The 21,240-nt window shown below is 52.0% G+C and carries 19 protein-coding genes; 11 read left to right on the forward strand and 8 right to left on the reverse strand.

The annotated features are described in order from the left end of the window. The first annotated feature begins 318 nt into the window (after positions 1-318). From QET40_RS02750 to QET40_RS02800, 11 genes are all read left to right on the forward strand, one after another. Positions 319-798, forward strand: a complete 480-nt coding sequence (locus tag QET40_RS02750; protein ID WP_280125647.1) for a hypothetical protein — start codon at positions 319-321, stop codon at positions 796-798. A 243-nt stretch (positions 799-1,041) separates the two neighbouring features. Next, positions 1,042-2,310 carry a TlpA disulfide reductase family protein gene (locus QET40_RS02755; protein ID WP_280125648.1) on the forward strand — a complete coding sequence of 423 codons (1,269 nt, stop codon included), beginning with the start codon at positions 1,042-1,044 and terminating at the stop codon, positions 2,308-2,310. Then, positions 2,303-3,685 carry a CCA tRNA nucleotidyltransferase gene (locus QET40_RS02760; RefSeq protein ID WP_280125649.1) on the forward strand — a complete coding sequence of 461 codons (1,383 nt, stop codon included), beginning with the start codon at positions 2,303-2,305 and terminating at the stop codon, positions 3,683-3,685. Before QET40_RS02755 ends, QET40_RS02760 begins: the two co-directional genes overlap by 8 nt. A 162-nt stretch (positions 3,686-3,847) precedes the next feature. Continuing rightward, the gene (locus tag QET40_RS02765) at positions 3,848-5,644 is read left to right on the forward strand and encodes an alpha-amylase family glycosyl hydrolase (RefSeq protein ID WP_280125650.1); all 1,797 of its coding nucleotides are present in this window, start codon (positions 3,848-3,850) and stop codon (positions 5,642-5,644) included. Between the two features lie 12 nt (positions 5,645-5,656). After that, positions 5,657-6,427 (forward strand): hypothetical protein, encoded by a 771-nt coding sequence (locus QET40_RS02770; protein WP_280125651.1) that lies wholly within the window; start codon positions 5,657-5,659, stop codon positions 6,425-6,427. Positions 6,428-6,492: 65 nt separating this feature from the next. Next, positions 6,493-7,191: a MotA/TolQ/ExbB proton channel family protein gene (locus tag QET40_RS02775; protein ID WP_280125652.1), complete on the forward strand. Its 699-nt coding sequence runs from the start codon at positions 6,493-6,495 to the stop codon at positions 7,189-7,191. A gap of 18 nt (positions 7,192-7,209) precedes the next feature. Further along, entirely contained in the window at positions 7,210-7,638 is a 429-nt protein-coding gene (locus QET40_RS02780) for a hypothetical protein (RefSeq protein WP_280125653.1), read from the forward strand. A 44-nt stretch (positions 7,639-7,682) separates the two neighbouring features. Then, the gene (locus tag QET40_RS02785; RefSeq protein WP_280125654.1) at positions 7,683-8,465 is read left to right on the forward strand and encodes a hypothetical protein; all 783 of its coding nucleotides are present in this window, start codon (positions 7,683-7,685) and stop codon (positions 8,463-8,465) included. A gap of 331 nt (positions 8,466-8,796) precedes the next feature. Then, positions 8,797-10,593 (forward strand): collagen-like protein, encoded by a 1,797-nt coding sequence (locus QET40_RS02790; protein ID WP_280125655.1) that lies wholly within the window; start codon positions 8,797-8,799, stop codon positions 10,591-10,593. A gap of 41 nt (positions 10,594-10,634) precedes the next feature. Next, positions 10,635-11,417 (forward strand): hypothetical protein, encoded by a 783-nt coding sequence (locus QET40_RS02795; RefSeq protein WP_280125656.1) that lies wholly within the window; start codon positions 10,635-10,637, stop codon positions 11,415-11,417. Between the two features lie 246 nt (positions 11,418-11,663). After that, on the forward strand, positions 11,664-12,617 hold the full coding sequence (locus tag QET40_RS02800; protein WP_280125657.1) for an endonuclease/exonuclease/phosphatase family protein: 954 nt from the start codon (positions 11,664-11,666) through the stop codon (positions 12,615-12,617). Positions 12,618-12,699: 82 nt separating this feature from the next. On the opposite strand, the gene QET40_RS02805 is transcribed toward QET40_RS02800, so the two are convergent. The 8 genes from QET40_RS02805 to QET40_RS02840 all read right to left on the reverse strand — a co-directional run bounded on the left by QET40_RS02805 (position 12,700) and on the right by QET40_RS02840 (position 21,175). Further along, positions 12,700-13,386, reverse strand: a complete 687-nt coding sequence (locus QET40_RS02805; protein ID WP_280125658.1) for a M15 family metallopeptidase — start codon at positions 13,384-13,386, stop codon at positions 12,700-12,702. A 156-nt stretch (positions 13,387-13,542) separates the two neighbouring features. Further along, complete coding sequence (locus tag QET40_RS02810; protein ID WP_280125659.1) at positions 13,543-14,868, reverse strand: Na+/H+ antiporter NhaC family protein; 1,326 nt, start codon at positions 14,866-14,868, stop codon at positions 13,543-13,545. 234 nt (positions 14,869-15,102) lie between these two features. Further along, on the reverse strand, positions 15,103-15,723 hold the full coding sequence (locus QET40_RS02815) for a hypothetical protein (RefSeq protein ID WP_280125660.1): 621 nt from the start codon (positions 15,721-15,723) through the stop codon (positions 15,103-15,105). Continuing rightward, the gene (locus tag QET40_RS02820; RefSeq protein ID WP_280125661.1) at positions 15,710-16,186 is read right to left on the reverse strand and encodes a methylated-DNA--[protein]-cysteine S-methyltransferase; all 477 of its coding nucleotides are present in this window, start codon (positions 16,184-16,186) and stop codon (positions 15,710-15,712) included. The genes QET40_RS02815 and QET40_RS02820 overlap by 14 nt, the downstream gene beginning before the upstream one ends. Before the next feature lie 15 nt (positions 16,187-16,201). Then, positions 16,202-16,627 (reverse strand): hypothetical protein, encoded by a 426-nt coding sequence (locus tag QET40_RS02825; RefSeq protein WP_280125662.1) that lies wholly within the window; start codon positions 16,625-16,627, stop codon positions 16,202-16,204. A gap of 66 nt (positions 16,628-16,693) precedes the next feature. Further along, on the reverse strand, positions 16,694-19,357 hold the full coding sequence (gene ccsA / locus QET40_RS02830; protein WP_280125663.1) for a cytochrome c biogenesis protein CcsA: 2,664 nt from the start codon (positions 19,355-19,357) through the stop codon (positions 16,694-16,696). Positions 19,358-19,514: 157 nt separating this feature from the next. Then, positions 19,515-20,093, reverse strand: a complete 579-nt coding sequence (rbr, locus tag QET40_RS02835) for a rubrerythrin (RefSeq protein WP_345783047.1) — start codon at positions 20,091-20,093, stop codon at positions 19,515-19,517. A gap of 101 nt (positions 20,094-20,194) precedes the next feature. Beyond that, entirely contained in the window at positions 20,195-21,175 is a 981-nt protein-coding gene (locus QET40_RS02840; RefSeq protein WP_280125665.1) for a hypothetical protein, read from the reverse strand. Between the last annotated feature and the right edge of the window lie 65 nt (positions 21,176-21,240).

Consider the following 21,240-nt stretch of genomic DNA (forward strand, 5'->3'; position numbering starts at 1 on the left):
CCAGTTCGGAGCCGGGTTGAGCCTGCCGTCCGGCGAAAACGGGACGATATTCGTGGATGCTACGGCAGACATCCGCAGCCGTATGACGTCGGCGAGCGGCAGCATCGGCTATCGTTACAACTTCTAAAGTAGACGCAATACAATAGAATACACCGGGGCAGTTCCATTAGTCGCAAAGTGGAGCTGTCCCGGACTTCTTGTTAATGCAGATGACTTTTGGAGTCCTGAACGCATATTGACATTGGATAAATCTGTTTTACTTTTTCCCTCATGCAATTTGTTTGCCGTTTATTCGCTTTTTTGTTTGCCATTATTGTTTTGTCTTCATGTTCTGTTACTTATGGGAATAAAGAAATTCAAGATGAAGTGCTGGTCGCCAAAATCAAGGCGGGGGAATACAGTAAGCCCATGCTCTATGAGCGTCTCGGACAACCGTCTGATGTTAAATCCGGTTCCAATCGCGAAAGCCGGTGGATTTACCGTTTCCGCAAGGCGGACAATGACATGTTCGCCTATGCTCCGATGGGGGCGGGATTACTGATCGGAGGAAAGAATGGCGACGTGCTGACACGTACGTTTTACTTTAACAGCAACGGGATTTTAGAGAATGCTACGTATTCGGTCGAGAAACTTTATACCTCCAATTTGATGTCTCTGGGCAGGACGATTCGTGCAAATCTGGATTCGAACGACTCTCAGAAGAGGGTCGAGAATGAAATGAAGGTGATCGGGAAACCGTTCGATTCCGATTTGGCTGCTGATAATCAGAAACTTGAAGATGCATTGTCCTCGGATTGAATTCGTATGACAAAAGGAATTTTTGCCGATTGAACGAAAAGCGGGACAGAAGTGTCGAACCGTTATCAATGATGCTCTGAAGAGTTTGGAAGGAGAGAGCCGAATCTTTAGCTAAAAAGGCATTATTGAGTTTCATATATAGGTAGTAGTTGGGAATCCCGCAGATATAAGGTCAAGGCCGTCTGCGGGATTCTTTTTTTGCGTTGCCTGCCTGCCGGATTGACTGCCACCGTGCGGGAAGGCATGATGGAAATAAATATGAAGAGCAACGTTCTTGGTATAGCTTTGGTTCTGGCAATGACCGGAATGGCATCGGCCGACGAGGCCCGGATGAAGGATATTCTGACATCATGGGATTCCCGGATGACCGAATGGAATGCGGCCTATGAATTTGCCCAGCCGGAACGGCGTGCAGAACTGGAGAAGACGAAGCCCGATCCCAAGACGATCGTTCGTGCCCTCTGGAAGGAAACATCCCCTCTTCTTCAGAAGCCGGAATCATTGCCAGCCGTGGTGTGGCTGCTGGAACATCCCGAGGCGATTGCTTCATCATTCGATGCGGCTTCTCAGAAAAAGATCGCTGCTTCTTTGCTTGAATCCGTGGAGCATTATCTGGTCAGTTCTCCGGGTATTGGTCGGGTGGCTCCGGTGCTGGGACAGTCGAGTAATTTGCGTTGCCGTGAAATTCTGGAAAAGATCCGTACGGTGAACCAGAATCCCAAGGATCAGGGGATGGCGGCGATGGGGCTTGTGCTGTCCATGCGGGAAAAGAATAGCATGCTGCAGGATGATCCGAAGCTGAATGCCTTCCGCTTGAAATATTTGCGAGAAGCCATCCAGAAGAGTTTCGAGGAATCTTTTGGTGACTTGGGTAAAGTGAAGGATATTGCTCGGGAATTGCTGTACGACATTAACAACCTCAGTACCCGCCGCAAGGCCCCGGCGTTCAGTTTGCCAACGGCAGAAGGGGCTTTTGTCAGTATTCCCAAGGCTGTTCCTACGCTTCTTGTGTTCTGGAAGCCGGATTCCGTTCAATCTGCGTCTCTGGTGGCTAAATCCAATGTGCTGAAGGAGAAGTATCCGAATCTGGATATTGTGCCGATTTGTCTTTCTGAACCGGCGAAGGCTGCGGAGACGATCCGCGCCATGAATATTTCTATTCCCGGGTTGTATGATGCGAAGGGCAGTGTGTTCCAACTGTATCGAATTGCCCAGGTTCCGTCCGTATATTTACTGGACAAGGAAGGAGTGGTGCGTCTGAGAGGTGTGCCGGACATGTTGTTTGAATCAATTTTGGACCAGACGATGTCCCGGCTCAATAGCGGGCAGAAAGATCCTGCCGTCGTTCCTCCGCCTTCTGCCGCCTCTCAGCAGCAGGCCGTTCCTGTCGTCCCCAAACCTGTCGCTGTGCCTGCGCCCGTGCCGAATGCGAATGATTCTCAATCGAAACCGGCCGGACAGGGGGGACTTATTGCTCCTCCCCCTCTGCGGCCCATGCCGGAAGATGCGTGACCTTATGGATGATTGCCGATTGATTGAGTCAGCGCGCAAGGTGGCTATCCGTCTGCGTAGTGCGGGATATGTTTGCTATTTTGCCGGGGGATGCGTCCGAGACCGTCTTTTGGAGGTGCCTTTGCATGATGTGGATATCGCAACGTCTGCCGTGCCGGATGAGGTATTGGCCCTGTTTCCGAAGGGAAGGGCGGTAGGAGCCCATTTCGGTGTCGTGCTGGTTCCGTGCGACGACATTTACTTTGATGTGGCGACATTCCGCAAGGATGGGGACTACAAGGATGGGAGACGCCCGGAATCGGTCCATTATTCATCCCCCCGAGAAGATGCCTTCCGCCGTGATTTTACGGTTAACGGGATGTTTGAAGATCCGGAAACCGGGGAAATTATCGACTATGTGGGCGGCCTTGAAGATTTGGAGAAGAAGCTGATCCGTTGTATCGGTCATGCGGAGGAGCGTTTCCGGGAGGATTCCCTTCGCCTGATGCGCGCCGTGCGGCTTGCGGTAACGAAAGGGTTTGATATTGAGTCTTCCACCTGGGATGCGATCCGAGATCATGCCGACTGGCTGGGACGGATTGCTCCGGAGAGGATTCGTGACGAGTTTGACAAGATCCTGCTTTCGCCGCATCGCCGCCGCGGAGTGGAAATGCTGGTGGAGAGCGGCCTGATCAAATGGATCATTCCGGAAATCATGGAACTTGTCGGTTGCGACCAGCCGCCCCAATGGCATCCGGAGGGCGATGTTTATATCCATACGATGATGATGCTGGATCGCTTGGAGGACGATGGTACCGAGCCGTCGCTGGAATTGGTGCTGGCAACGTTGCTCCACGATATCGGCAAGCCTGCGAGCAGGTTTCTGGATCCGGAAGATGACCGCATCAGGTTTTCCGGACATGAGGCGGTGGGACGCGACATGGTATCCGGTATTTTGCGGAGACTGCATTATCCGAATTCTGTGGTGGATGCGGTTTCCTTCATGGTGGGGCGTCACATGCAGTTTATTAATGTGGACAAGATGAGACGCGGGAAGGTACGCCAGTTTATGGCGTCTCCCGTGTTCGATGATGAAATGAAGCTGCACCGCGCCGATTGCCTGTGTTCTAATGGAGACTTGGGACATTATCGTTTTTTGGAGGAAAGACGGCGGGAGATAGAGAATGAACCTATTCTTCCTTCTCCCTTCGTGACGGGACGGGATCTGATCGCGATGGGGATGAAATGCGGTCCCGTTTTCAGAACGATGCTGGATGGCTTGTTTCTGGAGCAGATTGAAGGACGCCTTAAAACGCGGGAGGAAGCTCTTGAAGCGGCCAGGCAATACTGGAAGTCCGGCAAGTTTCCAGGCACGGAAGGCGAACCTCCGGTTTGAAAAGCGATCTTGTCATTTTGAAAACGGGGTGCCTATTTGAATTGAATCTCCGGAGGGATTCTGTTAAGTGTAACTAGAAATATGTATCCGGAGATGGCGGTGTTTTGGATGATGAACGATTGACGCCGGCACCCATCCGGAGTTTCCCAGAAGGATTTTGTTATGATGCGCCCCGTTATTTATCAGCTTTTTGTCAGACATTTTTCCAATGACAAAATAGACGGCATCCCTTGGGGGAGGAAAGAGCAGAATGGATGCGGGACATTTAACGGAGTTACGAATGAGGCTCTTGACGGACTGGTAGCCATGGGTGTAACCCATCTTTGGCTGACGGGGGTGATCCGGCATGCGACGTGTACGAATTATCCCGATTTGCCGGCCCAGCCCGAGAGTATTGTGAAGGGATTGGCAGGAAGTCCGTATGCGATCGTAGATTATTATGATGTGGATCCCGACCTGGCGGAAAATCCCCTGTTACGGATGGAGGAGTTCGAAGATTTGCTGGCGCGCTGCCATCGCAAGGGGCTTGTTCCGTTGATTGATTTTGTGGGGAACCATGTGTCGCGCGGGTATGAATCCCGTCATGGCGACCATGACGGATTCGGGGATCATGACGATACGTCTTGTTTTTATCATCCGGACAATTCCTTTTTCTACCTGCAATACGGAATCGGGGAGGGCAATCCTCCTTTCCGCCTGCCGTCGGGGGAATGGAAAAAGGAACTTTTCATGGCAAGAGTGACGGGAAACAATGCCGTGACGTGGCAGCCGAGCCGGTATGATTGGTATGAAACCGTCAAATTGAATTTCGGCTTCAATTTTCTGGATGGTCCGGGAGCAGCCCGGAATTTGCCCGGAATAATGGCTGCCGGAAACCAGGTGCCCGGGACGTGGCGGAGCATGGATGAGATTCTCGCTTTCTGGCAGGCCAAGGGAGTGGGCGGATTCCGGTGCGATATGGCGCACATGGTGCCGATGCCGTTCTGGAAGTGGGCGATTGCCCGGGCACGCGTGCGTGACAGGGGCGTTTTCTTCATCGCGGAGGCGTATGACGACCATATGAAGACGACGGAGGGTGATCCTATGCCTGATTTGCTCGATTGCGGGTTTGCTGCGGTGTACGACGCCGGCATGTACCATTTGGCGACGGATATTTACCAGAAGGGAGCCTGGGCCAACGATATGGACCATTTGAATAAAACGGGCAATATGTTTATGGAACGCGGGGTGAGGTATTTGGAAAACCACGATGAACCGCGCATGTCGTCTCCGGAGCATTGGGGAGGGAAGGGCCGGGTTGTCATGCCCGCCGTGGAAGCTGCTGTTCTGGGAGCGGGAAGAGGGCCTGTGCTGATATACAATGGACAGGAAGTGGGGGAGGATGCCCAGGGACCTTCGGGTTATGGCGGGACGGATGGCAGGACGAGCATTTTCGATTACACATGCTTGCCCAGGTTGCAGAAGTGGCTGGATCACGGGAGATTCGATGTAGAGAAGCTCCCGGAGGAAGACAGGCGGCTGCGGGAGTTCCATGTAAAATTCCTTAACTTGCTGAAACATCCCGCAATGGCGGAGGGAGATTTTTACGGTCTCAACTGGGCCAATATGCAAACTCCCGGATATGGCAGGGAGAAGGGGGAAAAGGTTTCCGGTCATTGGGTGTACAGTTACCTGAAGCATGATAGAGCGTCTGGCCGGAGCGTGCTGGTTGTGGCCAATCTGTCGCCGCACAAGAATTTCCCCGATCTGCGCGTATCCATTCCGGAGAATGCTTTGACGTGGTGCGGCAAGGCGGGTGGCGGGTATGTGCGATTTACCGATCTTTTGGAAGAAGAGACTCCGGCTATTGAGGTATCTGTCCGGGAATTGCTGGAGCCCGGGATTAGGGTGCCTTTGGATAGCGGGCAGGTTTGTGCGATGGAGTTGACCTGTGATGGGGAAGGAATAAGTACCGACTAAAAACAGTATCCCATGAAGAACAGGAATTACAGAGAATTGAAAGGAGTTGCAGAATCCGCCCGTCTGGCTCTTGCCCCGACATTGGCAACCAATGCTCTGGTAGCATGGGTTTGGACGGCTGGTCAGATTCCGGAAGGGAACGAGTGGACAGGGTGGTGCATGATTGTCTTGATGGGGCTTTGCTTCTATCTCTACGGAATGTGGGAAAATGACCGTCTGGATGCCCGTTGGGATGCAAGACATGGCTTGGATAGACCCGTACCCCGGGGCGATGTGAGTGTTTGGACTCTGCGGTGGCTGTCGATGGCGGCCGGGACGCTTGGTCTGATTTTGAGCGGGGCTGTCGGGGGGAATGTCCTGCTGGGCCTGCTTCTGATTGCAGTGATCATTTTCTATAACTGGATGCACAAGCAGTGGTCGAAGGTGGCGCTTGTACTGATGGGGGGAAGCCGGGGTGTATGGGCTTTTCTGGCATGTGTGGCTGCCCTTGTGCAGATTTCAGGGATGAGCTTCGATGCCTTGATAGGAGAGAAGCTGCTGATGTATAACATTCTCTGGTACCCGGCGAGCCTGGCTCTTTATACGATGATTTGCACGTGGGTGGCTCAAGGTGAGACGGAGAGTCCGACGCGGAAGAAATTTGCCGTGGCCCTGCTCTCGGGAATGTGCCTTCACGATGCCGTGTGGCTGGCGTGTTTGCAGGCATGGAGTGCCTGCGGGATGGCTTTTGGAGTGTATGGTCTGGTTCTTTTACTGAGGCTTTTGAAACAGAAGGTTTCGTGACGGAATGGATGATTAGGTTTGTAATAAGCCTGTGGATGTGAATAATCAGTTGGAACGCGAGAACGATGACTGAGCTTATTGAACAAATAGGACCTTTATTTTGGGTTTTGTGCGCCTTTTCCCTGTATGGACTTGCCGTTGTGGCGGAGCGCTTCCTGTATTTTCACCGTGTACGGATTAATATCGGGGATTTCTTGAAGGGACTGGCTCTGTTGATCAGAAAGAGGAATTTCAATGAGGCATACCATGAGGCATCCATGATGCCCGGCCCGGTAGCCCGCGTGGTGGAGTCGGTGTTGAGCCGTCCTTCCCTGCCTTTGCTGGAGCTGAGGTCTGTGGCGGAAGAATCCTCTCAGCTGGAAGTGTACAAGATCGAAAAGAATATTCGCGGCTTGCTGGTGGTGGCGACTTTATCTCCTTTGATCGGTGTGCTGGGAACGATTTTTGCGTTGGTGAGGTTTTATTCTCAACCAGGTGTTTTCGAGGGCAAGGTGCCGAACCTGGTGATGTCCGAGGCAATGTTCCAGGCATTGTTGTCTTCGGCATTCGGACTTTTGGTGGCTATTCCGGCCTATATTTTTTATGCTTATCTGTCGTCTCGGGCTCGCCTGGTGATTCACGAAGTTCAGCGTGCGGGGATGGAAGCGGTTTATCTGGTTTCCGATATGCGTCATGAGGAAGGTAGCGAGGCGATTGACGATGACGGGGATGAATCCGATGATGAGGAGAGAGGAAAGCCTGCCGGGGCTGTTTCCCGTGGATAAATTCCAGCTCTGTTTGCTATGAAATTGGAGTCCACATTGCCGAAAGGCGCTTTTTTCGTGCATCTGGCAGTTATCCTGGATGTCGTGGTTCTCTTGTTTGTAGTGACGTTGATTACGACGGGTATTGTTCCCAAGTACGGATTCAATGTGAAGACGCCTCCTTCCGAATTTTTGATTAATATCCAGGGGGAATACTATGTCGTATCGGTTACGGCCGGCGAATCTCCCGTGGTTTTCTTCGATAACCGCAGGTTGGAGAATGGCGTTGCCGGGCTGGAGAAGGAATTGGATGATATTGTCGCGAAAGAGGGTAGCGAGGGAGCGGGCCGCATTACGATTATTTTGAATATGGATCAGGCTGTGAGTCGGGCCATGGAGCAGAAGCTGATTGAGATGGTGTTGGAACATGGGTTAACGTGCGCCGTGGCCGGATCGCCTTTGGATTAACCGTGTGTGTTGTTGTTCAATAGTTGTGAAGGGTTAAATCCGGTATGATGGTCAAAATCCCAAGGAAGTGGAGAAAGAAAAGGGAGGATCACAATGCCGGGCTGGTGTTCGACTGGAGGGGGACGGGATTTTTCTCCTGGCGGGTGGTTTTATTTTTTATCCCTTTTGCTCTGTTGCTGATTGTGGGGATGAATTGTGTCGAGGTATCCGTTCTGGATTCGAATTTACGCAAGTCGCATTATTCTGGGATGGTGTTTTTTTTGGAGTCGGACTCATCCGGGAAAACGATTCCGGGCAGAAACAATGCTTCTCCTATTCTGGATCGGACTCCGGTTTGGGCAGATCCTGCCTACTTGGGGAATAGCGGCGGTGCTTTTGTTCCGTTGACTGCCGGGTTGGGAGACCATGAGGCGCACCTTGTGGATGTCGACATGGGAACGCCCAGTAAGTTGCAGACATCTCTGTTGTCGCAATTATCCTATCCTTCCCCTTCTGTGGAAAAATGGCTGGTGCCGTCTGCTGACAGGCCGGTCGTTTTTATTCCGGAGGCTTCGTCTCCCGACGATGATTTGTCCGGGATGGAGCCGGTGGCTGATGTGAAGCCGACCATGGGCAGGAATTTCATGGGGCTTCAGACGTCGTTTTGGGTTGTCGTATCGCCGTGGGGTGTGCCGACGCATGTTGTGGTGACGGAAGGCTCGGGAAATGAAGCAGCCGACGAGGCGGCCATGGGGTATATCCGCGAGTTGAGATGGATTCCTTCCCGGAAAGACAGGAGCGGGATGATTATGGTAACATGGAAAGAGGAAGAGGAGGAGGGGATATGATGTTTCAGGTGGAGGAATTTCTGGTATTTCTTTTTTTGGCGGCGATGATCTTCTTCGCTTGCGTGTATGTAACGGCTTTGCTGTGGGATTGGTGGGCGAAATGGAGAAGAGGCGTTTCCCGTTGGGTTTGCAGGCTTTGCGGCATGCGTTTTTATGTACGTCGCGGTACGGGTACCCATGAATGTCCGCACTGTGGAGCGCTGAATAGTGGACAGAGGCGTTTCAGGCGTTAAGGGAGCGGGCATGAATTGTCCGGTTGTTTTTTGTGGATTACAAAAAATGTTTTTTGTGGTTGTGATCATTCGTTCACGGACGAAGGAACATCACAAATATGAGAATTTACATTAATCCTGATTACAGCATTGCCGGCGAAGAGCATTTCCGGTTATCGCGCGGCGACTCACGGGAATTGGAGGTCTTTTTCATGGAACCTTATCCCGGTACCGGATTCCGGAAACTGAATCACTTGACGATGCGCTTTGGCGCCAAACCGAAGGGAGATTACCAGTTCGATGGTTTTCTAGTTTATACGGATCATTTTGAATTAAGGGAGGATTCGAGGAAAAATCCGTACTACGCAGGCATGATTCATTTTGATTCGGCTGTTTTGTCCGATCTGCTGGCCAATGACGACTATGTAGAACTCATTGCCGAATTGGAACTGAAGATCGGTTCCCTGACTGTGACCGTGCCGACGAGGCAGTTGAACCTGCAAATTCATAATGATGTGATCAAGGGGACGGAGGGACTGCCGGTACCGGTGCCTGAGTATGTGACGGAGGAATATGTTGCTTCAGAACTGCAGCGTCGAATAGATGCAAGCTTGGAAGGCTATACGGTTCGCCTTGAAGGGGCAACCGGAGAGGTTGAGGAAGCTGTCTCCGGTATTCGCGAGGTAAAGGAAACGGTGACATCCGCTGCTGCTGCTGCTGCATTGTCGGCTGAAGGAGCATCCGGTTATGCCGCAACTGCGCTTGCCGCCGCAAAGGAAGCGAATCAAGGGGCGGCTGTCGTTGCTGCGGCTTTGGCCGAAATGCAAGGACTGACAATCGGAACAGTAACGACTTTGGATGCGGGGACACAGGCAACGGCTTCCGTGGTAAATGGTAAACTGAATTTAGGAATTCCACGAGGAGAGGTAGGCGCTGCCGGTTCTCCCGGCGTACAGGGACCCAAGGGGGAACCCGGGGCTCCGGGAGCCAGAGGGGAAACCGGAGCTCAGGGGCCGCAAGGCATCCAGGGCATTCAGGGGCCGAAAGGCGATCCGGGCGGAGTCACGTCGATTGGCGGGAAGACGGGGGCGGTTCTCCTGGGCGAGAATTTGTCGATGACGGGGCTGACGTTGAATGCGGCAGGCGGCGGGGAGATTGATTTGTCGAATTACGACGGGCCTGTCCATCTTTCCTACAAGGGAAAGAATGTGCTGAGTACGCGTGATGAAACGTGGGAGAGGACGGCTGTGCTTGATCTGGGGCCGTTGAGCGGCAGCGGCAATGTGAGCGTAGCGGTTGGACAGGGAATAGCCGTTGCCGCGGGGATCAATGCATCGACCCTGGATGGATGGGGGGCATCGAGCTTTGTTCGCACGGCAAATATCGGGACATACGCGGTCACCTCATTCGGCGGTAAGAAGGGGGCTATTGGCGTCGGCTCCAACCTGAGCATGTCTGGAAATACGCTGAACGCCTCCGGAGGAAGTGGCGGCGGAGGAGTATCGTCCGTGAATGGGCTGACGGGAGCTTTGGAATTGAAGATGGGGACGATAAGTCACCCGGATGATTCGGAGGTTATGGCGTTGTATGTGTATGCCTCAGATGAGTACGGAAATCAGTCGAATGCTTCCGATGCGTATATGATGGGGATGTATGGGGCGGCGGGCGGCCCGTATACGCAGTGCCTGGATTTCTCGCACATTCCGGCGGATTTGTCGAATTACCAGGGGGAAGTGAACATCCGTGATGCCTACGGGAACCGCGTACTCTATGGCGCATCAGGCGAGGTGCATGTGGGCTCCGGCACCGGGAAGGTGGCTTTGTATGGGCCGGCTTCGACGCTGGAGGTGACGGGGGGCATCAATATTTCAACCCAGGGTGGAATGTATCTGAACGGGACGAAGATTCACAATTGAACAAGATGATGAAGAAGATGGAAAAGAAACAGACGGTGTGTATGTTCTGCTACAGGGGCGAGGAGGAGGTGATCCTGATGTCGGTGGATACTCTCCGTCGCCGGATGCCTTATGCGAACATTCATATATTCGATGACGCGGGGGATCCGCTTCCGGATCATATCGTTGAAAGCCTCCGGCAATCCGCCGGCGTGCATTACCACGTAACCGGCTTTGCCCGCGGAAGGAACCTGAATGGGAAAGCGGCGGTATGCGGAGTGCTCGACAGCCTGCTTGCAGCGGCGCGGGAGGATGGAAATGAGGAGGGGTATGTGATCAAGACGGATCCCGACACATTGTTTTTGAGGCCGGACGAATATCTGGCGATGATGGAGTCCGGCTGTGCCTGGATGACTCATCCAGTGGTGGACCGTTTTTTCAGCGGCATGTTCTATGCTTTATCGGTGAAGTATTTGCCGCAGATATCGGCGAATGCCCGTCTCATGGAGATGCCGGAAGATGCGCACGAAGACTCCGTAGTAGGGAGCCTTGCCAATATTGCCGTGCACAACAGTCCGGATGGGTTCCATTGGTTCAATGTGTGGAATGAGAGGCACCGGCACCGTTTTTGTTCGTTTGATCCGCACCGGATGGATGAGCGGGAGTATGTGCGCTATTGCACGCGCTACGCGCATATCCTGACGGTAGGCAATACGGGAGTGGCAGGTCTTCCCCAGGCCTACCGGGTAAAAATGATGCGGGACGTACTGGATGAGTTTTACAAGATCGAACAATCGGCGTCCGGGTTCATGAAAGAGGAGGAGCCTGAACGGAAAAGAGAATAATTCGATCAAGAGAAAGGAATGGGCGTGAGGTATGTTAAAGTAGCCTGTTCCATGTAATGGCCGGATACGCATTGGACTGGAGGAAGGGAGAGCAAGGGATGGATGTGCGTATCCGGCTTTTGATGAAAGGTTGCCGTTTTTGGGATCGTATTTAATTAGTAAATGAAGAAGTTATTGTGGATTTCATGCCTTTGCCTTGCGATGGCTCTGTTTGTATCGTTTAAACCACGATATACGATATCGCTTTTGCAGTTCAATATATGGCAGGAAGGTACGGTTGTTTCTGGAGGTTTTGATACCGTTGCTGATGAAATTGCCAAGGCGGATGCCGATTTTGTGACCTTGAGCGAAGTGCGCAATTACAAGGACACCCGATTTTGTGACCGGATTGTGGAAAAACTACGAGAGAAGGGGAAAACCTATTACTCATTTTATTCCAACGATTCCGGAATTTTGAGCAAGTACCCGATCAAGGAATCTTCAACGGTTTACCCTCTCAAGAACGATCAGGGATCGATTTATAAGGCGGTTGTGGACGTGAATGGCCGGGAGTTTGCCGTCTATACGGCTCATCTTGATTATCGTCACTGTGCTTCCTACCTGCCGCGCGGTTATTCCGGGACGGATTGGCACCGGTTGCCGGAAGCTGTCAAGGATGTGGATGCCGTGCTGAAGGATAACCGGGATTCGCAGCGGAGTATAGCTATTGCCAAGTTTCTGGAAGAAGCAGCCAAAGACAAGGCTATGGGACGCATTGTCCTATTGGGGGGAGATTTCAATGAACCATCCCATTTGGATTGGACGGAGAGTACGGCCCGTTTGTTTGACCACAATGGTCTTGTCATACCGTGGGATGTAACGGTTGCTCTGGAGAAAGCGGGATTCATGGATGCCTACCGAGAAAAGTATCCCAATCCCGTGACACATCCCGGCTTCACGTTTCCGACGGATTGTCCGGGGGTTCCTCTTCAGAAACTGGCTTGGTCTCCCAGTGCTGATGACCGGGAACGTATTGACTACGTTTTTTATCTTCCGGAACAGAAATTATCATTGAGCAAGATTCATATGATTGGTCCCAGCGGAATGGTGTGCCGCAATCAGCGGATTCCTGCCGATACCAAAGATCCGGTAGAAAAACCTTCCAATCTGCAAAAATGGCCAACGGACCATCGCGCCCTGTACGCCGAATTTGCCTATTAGACAATTTTTTTGGAATAGCAGCAGTGGATTATAAGAACAGCCGTCTCCGTTGCAAAACGGAGACGGCTGTTCGAATATATCGTTACGATAAGGTGGAGAATTGGAAGTGCATCCAATCGTAGTCGCGTTCTCGTCCGAGGGAGATTCCTCCTTCACTTTCGACGATCTTCCAGAATGTGTCGTATTCCGGAGAGGAAAACCTGGCCTTGGGGGCGTGGGTGTTGAGTCCGTTGTGGTCGGGATCCAGATCGATAGCTATCCCAAAAGCATGCATGGAGAGGGATTTTCCTCCGACGATGGCGCGATTGGAGTAGCAACCTCCGTAGAGATCCAACCCCAGAGCTGAGATTCTATCTATGCCGTAGGCATCTTTCGTTTGTTGGAAGATGCTGGTGATGGCATCGGCAACCTGTTCGTGACAGGTGATTTTTTCTACACTGGTTCCGGTGTCCCAGGAGAGTTTTAGCGGGTAGGGTACACGAATGGTGACGAGGTGGGTTCCCGGTTGTCCGAAGATGGATTTGCCGGAGCGAACTTCGGCTTGGGTAGGCCAGTGGCGGGAGGGAGATTCGAGGTTGAGGGCTTCTGCGACGGCATGGAGGGTTTTGTCTCCGGGAATTCCGTCGGCATCAAGTCCGAGGTCGGTTTGGATATCGTTCCAGTTTCCCTGGGGGAGATCGAGGATTTTTGCGATGGCTTCCGCAGTCTTAGGACCGGGTATGCCATCGGCATTAATGCCGAGTTGGCGTTGTATGGTTCTCCAATTCATGAGTATATGCTGTAATGGTTGTGTGGTGGAAATATTCCCCGATTGAGTTGGGAATTGGTTTCCTTTCCTGTGAATATATCAAACATTGTGAAAAATCGGGACAAAAGTCGAGGAAGGAGAATATGTGCCCGGATTTGTTTCTTCATGGAGAATGAGTTATTGCCGGCGGAACGGTGCCGAATATTTCCTTGGGAAACGAAAGAGAATGGCCAGGATCGCAAAGGCCCCCATGACGAATGGATAGTACAGGTAGCGCATAATACCGACGGGGGAAATACCGGATAGACCAGTAGCCATGAGGAGTTGCGCTCCATAGGGAATAAGGGCCTGGGTCAGGCAGGAGAAGGTATCCAGCAAACTAGCGCTTTTGCTGGGATTGATACGGAATTTTTCCGAAATGTCTTTGGTGATAGAGCCTACGGTGATGATGGCTATCGTGTTATTGGCGGTGCAGAGGTTACAAAGACAGACGATGGCGGCGATGCATCCTTCGGCTCCGCGGCGTCCGCGAATTCGGCTTGTGAGTTTGTCAATGATGTAAGTGATGCCTCCGTTGAGACGGATCATTTCCAACATTCCTCCAGCCATGAGAGTGACGATGATGAGTTCTCCCATATCGGCGATGCCTTTGCCCATGGCGTTGATCCAAATCAGGGGCATGCATGACTGCGTAGCTGCTCCAATGATGCCCGTAGCGGCGATTCCGATGGCCAGGACGGCGAAGACGTTGATGCCCGCAATAGCCATTCCGAGGACGATCAAGTAGGGGAGGACTTTGATCCATTCCACTTGAGAGACGGGAACGACATGGCCCATTCCGGTGCCTTCATAAATGTAGAAAAGGGTGACGAGGAGAGCTGCCGGAATGACGATCAGGCTGTTGGCTTTGAATTTGTCGCTCATGGCGCATCCCTGGGTTCGTGTGGCGGCAATGGTGGTATCGGAAATGAAGGAGAGGTTATCGCCAAAGAAGGCTCCTCCTACGACAATGCCTACCATGAAGGGAAGGGGAATCCCGGATTTTTCTGCGATGCCGATAGCAACCGGAGTCAGGGCTACGATGGTTCCTACCGAGGTTCCTACGGAAAGGGAGATAAAACATGCGGCGATGAAAATACCAGCCATGAGCAGATTGTCCGGCAGGATGAAGAGGGCCAGGTTGACGGTGGCGTCAATGGATCCCATGGCCTTGGCCGATTGGGCGAAGGCTCCGGCAAGGATGAAAATCCAGATCATCATCAGGATGTTCCTGTTGGCCGTTCCGGCGGAGAAATAGTCGATTTTCCGCGAGAGGGACATTCCCTTGGTGATGACGATGCTCCAGGCACTGGCTAGCAGGAAGGCGACGGCTATCGGTACCTTATAGAAATCCTGGGCGATAAGAGCTATCAGAAGGTAGAAACCGGTGAAAACAAAGAGGGGACTGAGTGCCCAGAGGCTTGGCTTGGGTGAGGGGGGATCCTGGAGCGAAGATTGAGTCATGGGAAGGAACGAATGAGAACGAAGGAATGCGCTGGGAGATTATAAATGATGATATTTCCCTTGTCTGTCATGATTTTTTAATTCCTTGTCCCGTGCCCGAATGTCCCCAATGCCAGTTCCGGCAGCAATGTTGATTTCATCAAGGGACAAAACTTTTTCTTTTTCCTTGGAAGCGAGTTGTACAATCGTCTTTTGGAAGGTTGATTATTTCATTACTCTGCGAGAACGCTCATGTTAATCCGGTATGTATTCGCCGGAAGCGATGGCCCACAAGTAAAAGGAAGCGATCGAACAGAACGGGGAATAAAGCTCTTGGAAAGCCATAAAGCATTTTTTATCCAATTCTTCCCGGTGGTGGAGGAGTGTCAATCCTTTCCGAATCCCGAAATCTCCCCAGCTGAGAACATTCGGACGCTGGAGAGAAAAAATCATCAACATTTCAGCAGTCCAGGGACCGACTCCGGGCATGGATGTGAGGGTACGCAGGAGTTCTGCATCATTCATGAGAAGGAGGGCTTCCCTTGTAATGGCTTTTTCGGCGAAGGCAGCGGCGATGCGATGGATGAAGGTGGCTTTGCGAAGTGACATGCCGCAGGATTTCAACTCTTCCGGAGAATGGGCAAGAATGGCTGGAGAGGTGACGGTTCCCCCGATGAAGTCAAGAAAGCGTTTGGATACGCTGTCTGCCGCTTTGCCGGATATTTGCTGGGCGATGATAGAGAAGGTGAGTGCGGTAAGGGGATCCGGGGTGAGCTTTCTTTTGATGATTCCGAGAGAGGCGATGGCATGAGCCATGCGAGGATCTCTTGATGAAAGATGGTCGGTTTCCCTGGTTCCGTATTCAAAATAATTCATGAGCTTCGAGAGAGAGAAGTTGCCGTTTGATCGGGAGCCCGCCCGAGTAGCCTACGAGACTGCCATTGGTACCGATGACTCTGTGGCAGGGGATGATGATGGGGATGGGATTGCGTCCATTGGCCATACCGACGGCTCGGACGGCGCGAGGGTTTCCTATGGCGGTGGCAATGGTTTTATAAGAAACGGTTGTGCCGTAGGGAATGTTCCTGAGTTCTTGCCAGACGCAGAGCATGAAGGGAGTGCCCACTGGCGACAGAGGAATTGAGAAATCCGTTAGTTTTCCGGCGAAATACTCGCCAAGCTGGCGGCATGCTTCCTGAAGGATTGGCGATGATGATGCGGATACGATGGGAACGGTCGGATGTGTCGCTGCTCTGCCGGGCAGGAGGATACGGGAAATGGCTCCTCCGGTTTCTTCAATAAGAAGGCGTCCCAGGGGAGATGTCAGTTCGGCGATCATGGTGCTTGCAGAGAGTTATTCCCGGGTGGAGACGACACGTCCCCGGGCAGTTCTCATACTCGGTTCCTGTTCGGCGTCGCATGGGGCCGGCTGTTCTTCGGCAGATTCACTGGTCTGGAATGACGGAACAAAGGAGAGGAAACCTGCCAGCAGAGGAAGCAATGTAGCCAAAGGGGAGGGGATGGCCATGAGGATGGCAATAGCCAGTCCCTTGGCAAAGGCGGTCATGAAGCGGTCTCTGCCGCTGAACCACTGCCAGAGAAAGGCGATGGTTCCTATAAGTATGGAGACGAAGATGGAGATGATGAGGAAGAATCCCCCCGTGCCGGCTTCCCCTCCGGAGAGGAGGATATCGGTTGCTAGAATGAGGATGACCAGTCCTGGGGCAAGACCGAATCGGGAAAGGGTTTTCCTGTGGGTGGGGATGGATGCGGTGTTCATTGCCGTATAACGATTGCCGACAGAATGACGGCATTGTCTATTGGACAGGTTTCGGCTCTTTTCCGTTCAGCTCTGGCGGAGTTTCTTCTTGTCCAGAAAGTGCAGGGCAAGAGCAGCCAGGATGAGAGCCGACTCTACATAGTAAAAGAGGTACAGGGCTGACTTGGCATCGGAGAAGCCGTAGGAATGAAGGCCGACTCCCATGGTGTTGACTCCCCACCATGCGAAAGCGATGATGATGCCTCCGATCATGTTGCCCAGGTGGAGGCCGAAACTCTTGATATATCCCCCGGTTCGGGCGTGGAGAATAATCAATTGCCACAAGACGATCATCAGAGCTCCGTTTTCTTTAGGATCCCAGCCCCAGAACCGTCCCCAGGCTTCATTGCCCCAGATACCCCCGAAAACGGTACCGATCAGGTTGAAGAGGAGGGAGAAGGCGAGTGCTCCGTATGCCATGCGGGTGAGTATTCTGGATGTGTTCTCGGTGAGCAACCCCATGGGTTTGGAGAAGACGGCAACATGAGAAATGATGGCTGCCAGAAGCCCGGCGGCATACCCGAGGACGATAGTGATGACGTGTGTGGAGAGCAGGAAGTTGGAACGGAGGACGGCTACTAGCGGATCCATGTGGTCGGCTGCCTGGCCCGACTCGTAGAGGATGCCCATCTGGCAGGCGAGACCTCCCAGGACGAGTCCGGTGGCTAGGATGATGCCGCGTTTGCTGTAAGCTTCCATGACGAGGGAGACGATGACTCCGGCACAGGCGATGAAGGCGATTGTCTCATAGGTGTTGCCGACCGGGGAACGCAGGGTGATAGTGCTGCGGATGATCATGGAGACGAGCAGAACGATGGCTCCTGCCGCTCCCAGAAACCAGGCTCCATGGAGGCCATTACCGAAGACGAGCTTGTAAATCCTTGCTCCGAGTCCCTGTTTCCCCTGATCGGGAGATGGCAGGAGGCTGCCGATAATCAGCAGGATGAATCCGGCGACAAAAAAGGCTAGGGCCGTGTAGAGGGGATCCATGTTGTAGTAAATCAACTCGCGGTCAAGGCGGTTGCGGTAGCTGACGGAGGCAGCCGTGTTGTTGGCGACCAGGGTGGAGAGGAAGATTTGTTCTGCTTCATGCGTGAAGTCTTTGTCGTTATTGATTGCTCCCTTTCTTGCCTTGATTGCGCAGGAGGTAAAATTGGAGGCTTGCAATTTACTGGGGAAAGACGTCCAGTTGCCATTGATGCGATGGTACCACCTCGGGAAACCCGGGGCGTTCATCCTTTCGGGATCCTGCAGAGCTATGACGGGCATGAACATCCACAGTTCCATTTGGCGGAGGTTCTGGGCCAGACCGGATATTTCGCGGCCGGTGGCATCGGTCATTTGCTGGGAGGCAATGCGGTTGGCATGGGCGTAGATCGTTTCCTTCAGAGGTTCCAATTGCTGGAAGGTATATTGCTTCCTTTTATCCGGCATAGGGGGGAGGCCCAGGCGGGTGACGGTTTCTTCCCGATTGATGAGGAAGACGGGCATTTGAGAAGCAAATTCCGGGCGGAGCATGCAATCCAGTGCCCATTCCTCAGGGGAGAGTGTGATTTTTTTCCCGTTGGAGCGGAAGGAAACGCTCTTTTTTCCGTGGGTTCTCAGGAGGTTGAAGCCGGCATAGGTCGAGAAGGGTTTGATTCGCCCTCCATCTTCTACGGCGATTCCCGCAGCTGCTTCTTTCATTTCTTGGGACCAGGGAATATAGTGGTCGATATCGACTATGCGGACGGCAGGCCGGGCAGCCATCATGCCGATGGCAAAGACGGCCAGAATCCCCAGAACGATTGAGGTAAAGAGTAGTTTTTTCCTGCGTCCTCGCCCGTGGTCGGAGGATACAGGGAGGGGAGTGGCTTCTCCGGTTTTTTCTTCCTGTTTCGGAGAGATTCTTGCATTTTTATTTTTCAGGTATTTGGCAAACATCATCCCGTAATACAGGAGGAGGCCGAGAGTGATGATGTAGGAAGCCCATTTGGGACCTTGTTCCAGAGGATTGTGGGAGGCGCGCAGGATCGAAGTCATTTCTCCTCCATTGTTTCCCCAGCTCATTTGATAGAGAGTCCACCCGTGGATGCGGAAGGGCTCGTTCATGCGGATATGGATATGGTCCGCATCGGTGATCCTGTAGTCTTTGTCGGTGATACTGATGACGGATTCGTAGGATTTCGGTTTCTGGGTACCGGGATAGAATTCCGGCGTGAAACGGTGCAGCATGATGCCGAAATCCATTTCCGGGTAGTATTTGCATTGTCCCGGGGTGAGTGGGATTTCTTCGATGACCTGGGTTTGCCAATTACCCAGGGCGACGCAAGCCAGCAGAACGGCGATACCGGCATGTGCCAGCATGAGTCCCCAGCGGGAAAAGTTTTTGCGAAGCTGGATGATGCCGCCGATGACCAGGTTGATGAGTAAAAGAATGCAGGTGATCAACATTCCTGGCAGAGGAATGCCGAATGTGTTGCTGTTACCTAAGGGGATGATGACGAACAGTGAACTGAAGAAAGAATCTGCCGCCAGTTCAGGCATGGTGCCTCCGGCATAGGATGCCTGGTAAATTGTTCCGTAAAACGTCAAAACCAATAGAATGCCCATCAGGATGATGCCGGTGAGCAACGAGCCGGACAGGCGCATAAGGAAAGCGGAGATCTTTTTGAGGGCTGAGTCTGGAGATGGCGTTTCTTGTTCAGACATGGAGGGAAGGTACACAGTTGAACCGGGAAGGGCAAGAAAGGAACTCTCGGGTTTGGTGAATTTGCCCGGAGGGTAACCGGGATGGAAATGAGGTAAAAGAAACCCGCACCGCCGGGGAGCGCTACGGGTTTCGCAGAGAAAATAATGACGGAAATCTTTAGAAATTATCAGCCAGAAGTTCAAAGAATGCCTGGGGATGTTTACATGCCGGGCAAAGCTTGGGGGCTTCGGTTGCTTTTTCGATGTAACCGCAATTGCGGCATTTCCACCAAACTTCACCGTCTTTGAGGAAGACAGTACCGTCTTTGATGTTTTGGGCGAGCTGGAGGTAGCGGTCTTCGTGATGTTTTTCCACGGTAGCGATGCGGCGGAAGGATTCTGCTATGGCGGGGAAGCCTTCCTGTTCGGCTACGTCGGCCATGGCAGGATACATGTCCGACCATTCTTCGTGTTCTCCTTCAGCGGCGGCGAGCAGGCAGGCGACGGTATCTTTCAATTCAATGGAAGAGGCGGTTGTCATGATGTCCGCACAGGCGTTTTTAAGGTATTTGAAAAAGACCTTGGCGTGTTCTTTTTCATTGTCGGCTGTTTCCGTGAAGATTGCCGAGATTTGTTCGTAACCTTCCTTCTTGGCTACGCTGGCAAAGTAAGTATAGCGCATGCGAGCCTGGGATTCTCCGACAAATGCCTTCAGGAGGTTCTTTTCTGTTTCTGTTCCTTTGAGTTCTTTCATGATTACAGGTGGGTTAGGTTATGGGGGTAAATTATCACTCTTGATGATGAAGACAAGAATTATTCTAAATTATTTTTTCCAATGAAAATCAAATTATTGCTGTGTCAGGCGTAGTTTCTCCGGAGGAGGACGAAGTAGAAGAAGGTGATCAAAATGGCGTCGATTCCGATTAGAATCATGATAAAGAGCGATCTGATTCCATGGATGGAGTTCTTTTGAAGGATGGTGTAGGGATGGCTTTCGATTTGAGTGACGATGGCTTGAAGTTCGTCGTGTTTTTTGTTGCGTTTGTTCGTCAGATCCTGAATTGCCTGGGTGTAGTTTTTGTTGAGAGCCCCGAAGGATGGGTTTTTGGCGAGCAGCTTGCGATAGTAGTTTGAGGAAATGAGGCCTTGCTCGTTGAGAGAGGATTCGGAAATTTGGGTGAGAAGCTGATCAAGCGTGGATTTCTCATCAAGAGCGTTTTGTTCGACTGCCTCGAATTTCTTTTTGAGATTCAGATTTGCTTGCAGGATTTGTTCATTTTTTTTATCGACCGTTTTTTTGAGCTGATTTAGCTTTGCTTCAAGAACATTACGTGCGGCGAGTTCCTTGCCTAGGTCGGGGTGTGAAGAGTAGTAACTGCCAAGTTTGTTGCGTTCGGTGATAATGGTGTTGTCCAGCCGGGTGGTGTTGTTGATGATGGCGTCTTCGTTTTTTTGAATGGTTTTGTTAGTTTGTTCCCGGACCAGATTGAGGTGAGCGTCGATTGATTCGATTCGTTGTTTGATGGTTAATGTTTGCCCGGCAATGTCTTTTTCTTGCAATAGAGTGAGGGTAAATGATTCTGATGGGTTCAAAGCGGAGCTTTTTTTCAGTTGGTCGGCAACTTTACCGATTTTTTCAACGTATTGTTTGTCAATGTCGAGAAGGCGGTTTTGAATATCCGAGATTTCTGCTTTCAATTTTTCCCGCGTAACTTGTTTGGGGGCGCAATCTCTTTGGAAACTGGTGAATTCGTCACTTTGCTCTTCATAGGCCAGACCAGCGTAATAAAGTCCGACGGTGGCTCCGGCAGTAAGGATCAGGAATAGAATAAACCTCATGATGTTCCAATGGTGATAGCAACATACTGGGGCAGATTGCCCGGAAGTGCAAGATAATCGCATAG

The organism is Akkermansia sp. N21169, from assembly GCF_029854675.1.
Lineage (GTDB): Bacteria > Verrucomicrobiota > Verrucomicrobiia > Verrucomicrobiales > Akkermansiaceae > Akkermansia.

Coding starts and splice junctions, on each gene's coding strand:
- QET40_RS02755 (WP_280125648.1), top strand. CDS start 1,042: ATGATGGAAATAAATATGAAGAGCAACGTTCTTGGTATAGCTTTGGTT.
- QET40_RS02760 (WP_280125649.1), top strand. CDS start 2,303: ATGCGTGACCTTATGGATGATTGCCGATTGATTGAGTCAGCGCGCAAG.
- QET40_RS02765 (WP_280125650.1), top strand. CDS start 3,848: ATGATGCGCCCCGTTATTTATCAGCTTTTTGTCAGACATTTTTCCAAT.
- QET40_RS02770 (WP_280125651.1), top strand. CDS start 5,657: ATGAAGAACAGGAATTACAGAGAATTGAAAGGAGTTGCAGAATCCGCC.
- QET40_RS02775 (WP_280125652.1), top strand. CDS start 6,493: ATGACTGAGCTTATTGAACAAATAGGACCTTTATTTTGGGTTTTGTGC.
- QET40_RS02780 (WP_280125653.1), top strand. CDS start 7,210: ATGAAATTGGAGTCCACATTGCCGAAAGGCGCTTTTTTCGTGCATCTG.
- QET40_RS02785 (WP_280125654.1), top strand. CDS start 7,683: ATGATGGTCAAAATCCCAAGGAAGTGGAGAAAGAAAAGGGAGGATCAC.
- QET40_RS02790 (WP_280125655.1), top strand. CDS start 8,797: ATGAGAATTTACATTAATCCTGATTACAGCATTGCCGGCGAAGAGCAT.
- QET40_RS02795 (WP_280125656.1), top strand. CDS start 10,635: ATGTTCTGCTACAGGGGCGAGGAGGAGGTGATCCTGATGTCGGTGGAT.
- QET40_RS02805 (WP_280125658.1), bottom strand. CDS start 13,386: ATGAATTGGAGAACCATACAACGCCAACTCGGCATTAATGCCGATGGC.
- QET40_RS02810 (WP_280125659.1), bottom strand. CDS start 14,868: ATGACTCAATCTTCGCTCCAGGATCCCCCCTCACCCAAGCCAAGCCTC.
- QET40_RS02815 (WP_280125660.1), bottom strand. CDS start 15,723: ATGAATTATTTTGAATACGGAACCAGGGAAACCGACCATCTTTCATCA.
- QET40_RS02820 (WP_280125661.1), bottom strand. CDS start 16,186: ATGATCGCCGAACTGACATCTCCCCTGGGACGCCTTCTTATTGAAGAA.
- QET40_RS02825 (WP_280125662.1), bottom strand. CDS start 16,627: ATGAACACCGCATCCATCCCCACCCACAGGAAAACCCTTTCCCGATTC.
- ccsA (WP_280125663.1), bottom strand. CDS start 19,357: ATGTCTGAACAAGAAACGCCATCTCCAGACTCAGCCCTCAAAAAGATC.
- QET40_RS02840 (WP_280125665.1), bottom strand. CDS start 21,175: ATGAGGTTTATTCTATTCCTGATCCTTACTGCCGGAGCCACCGTCGGA.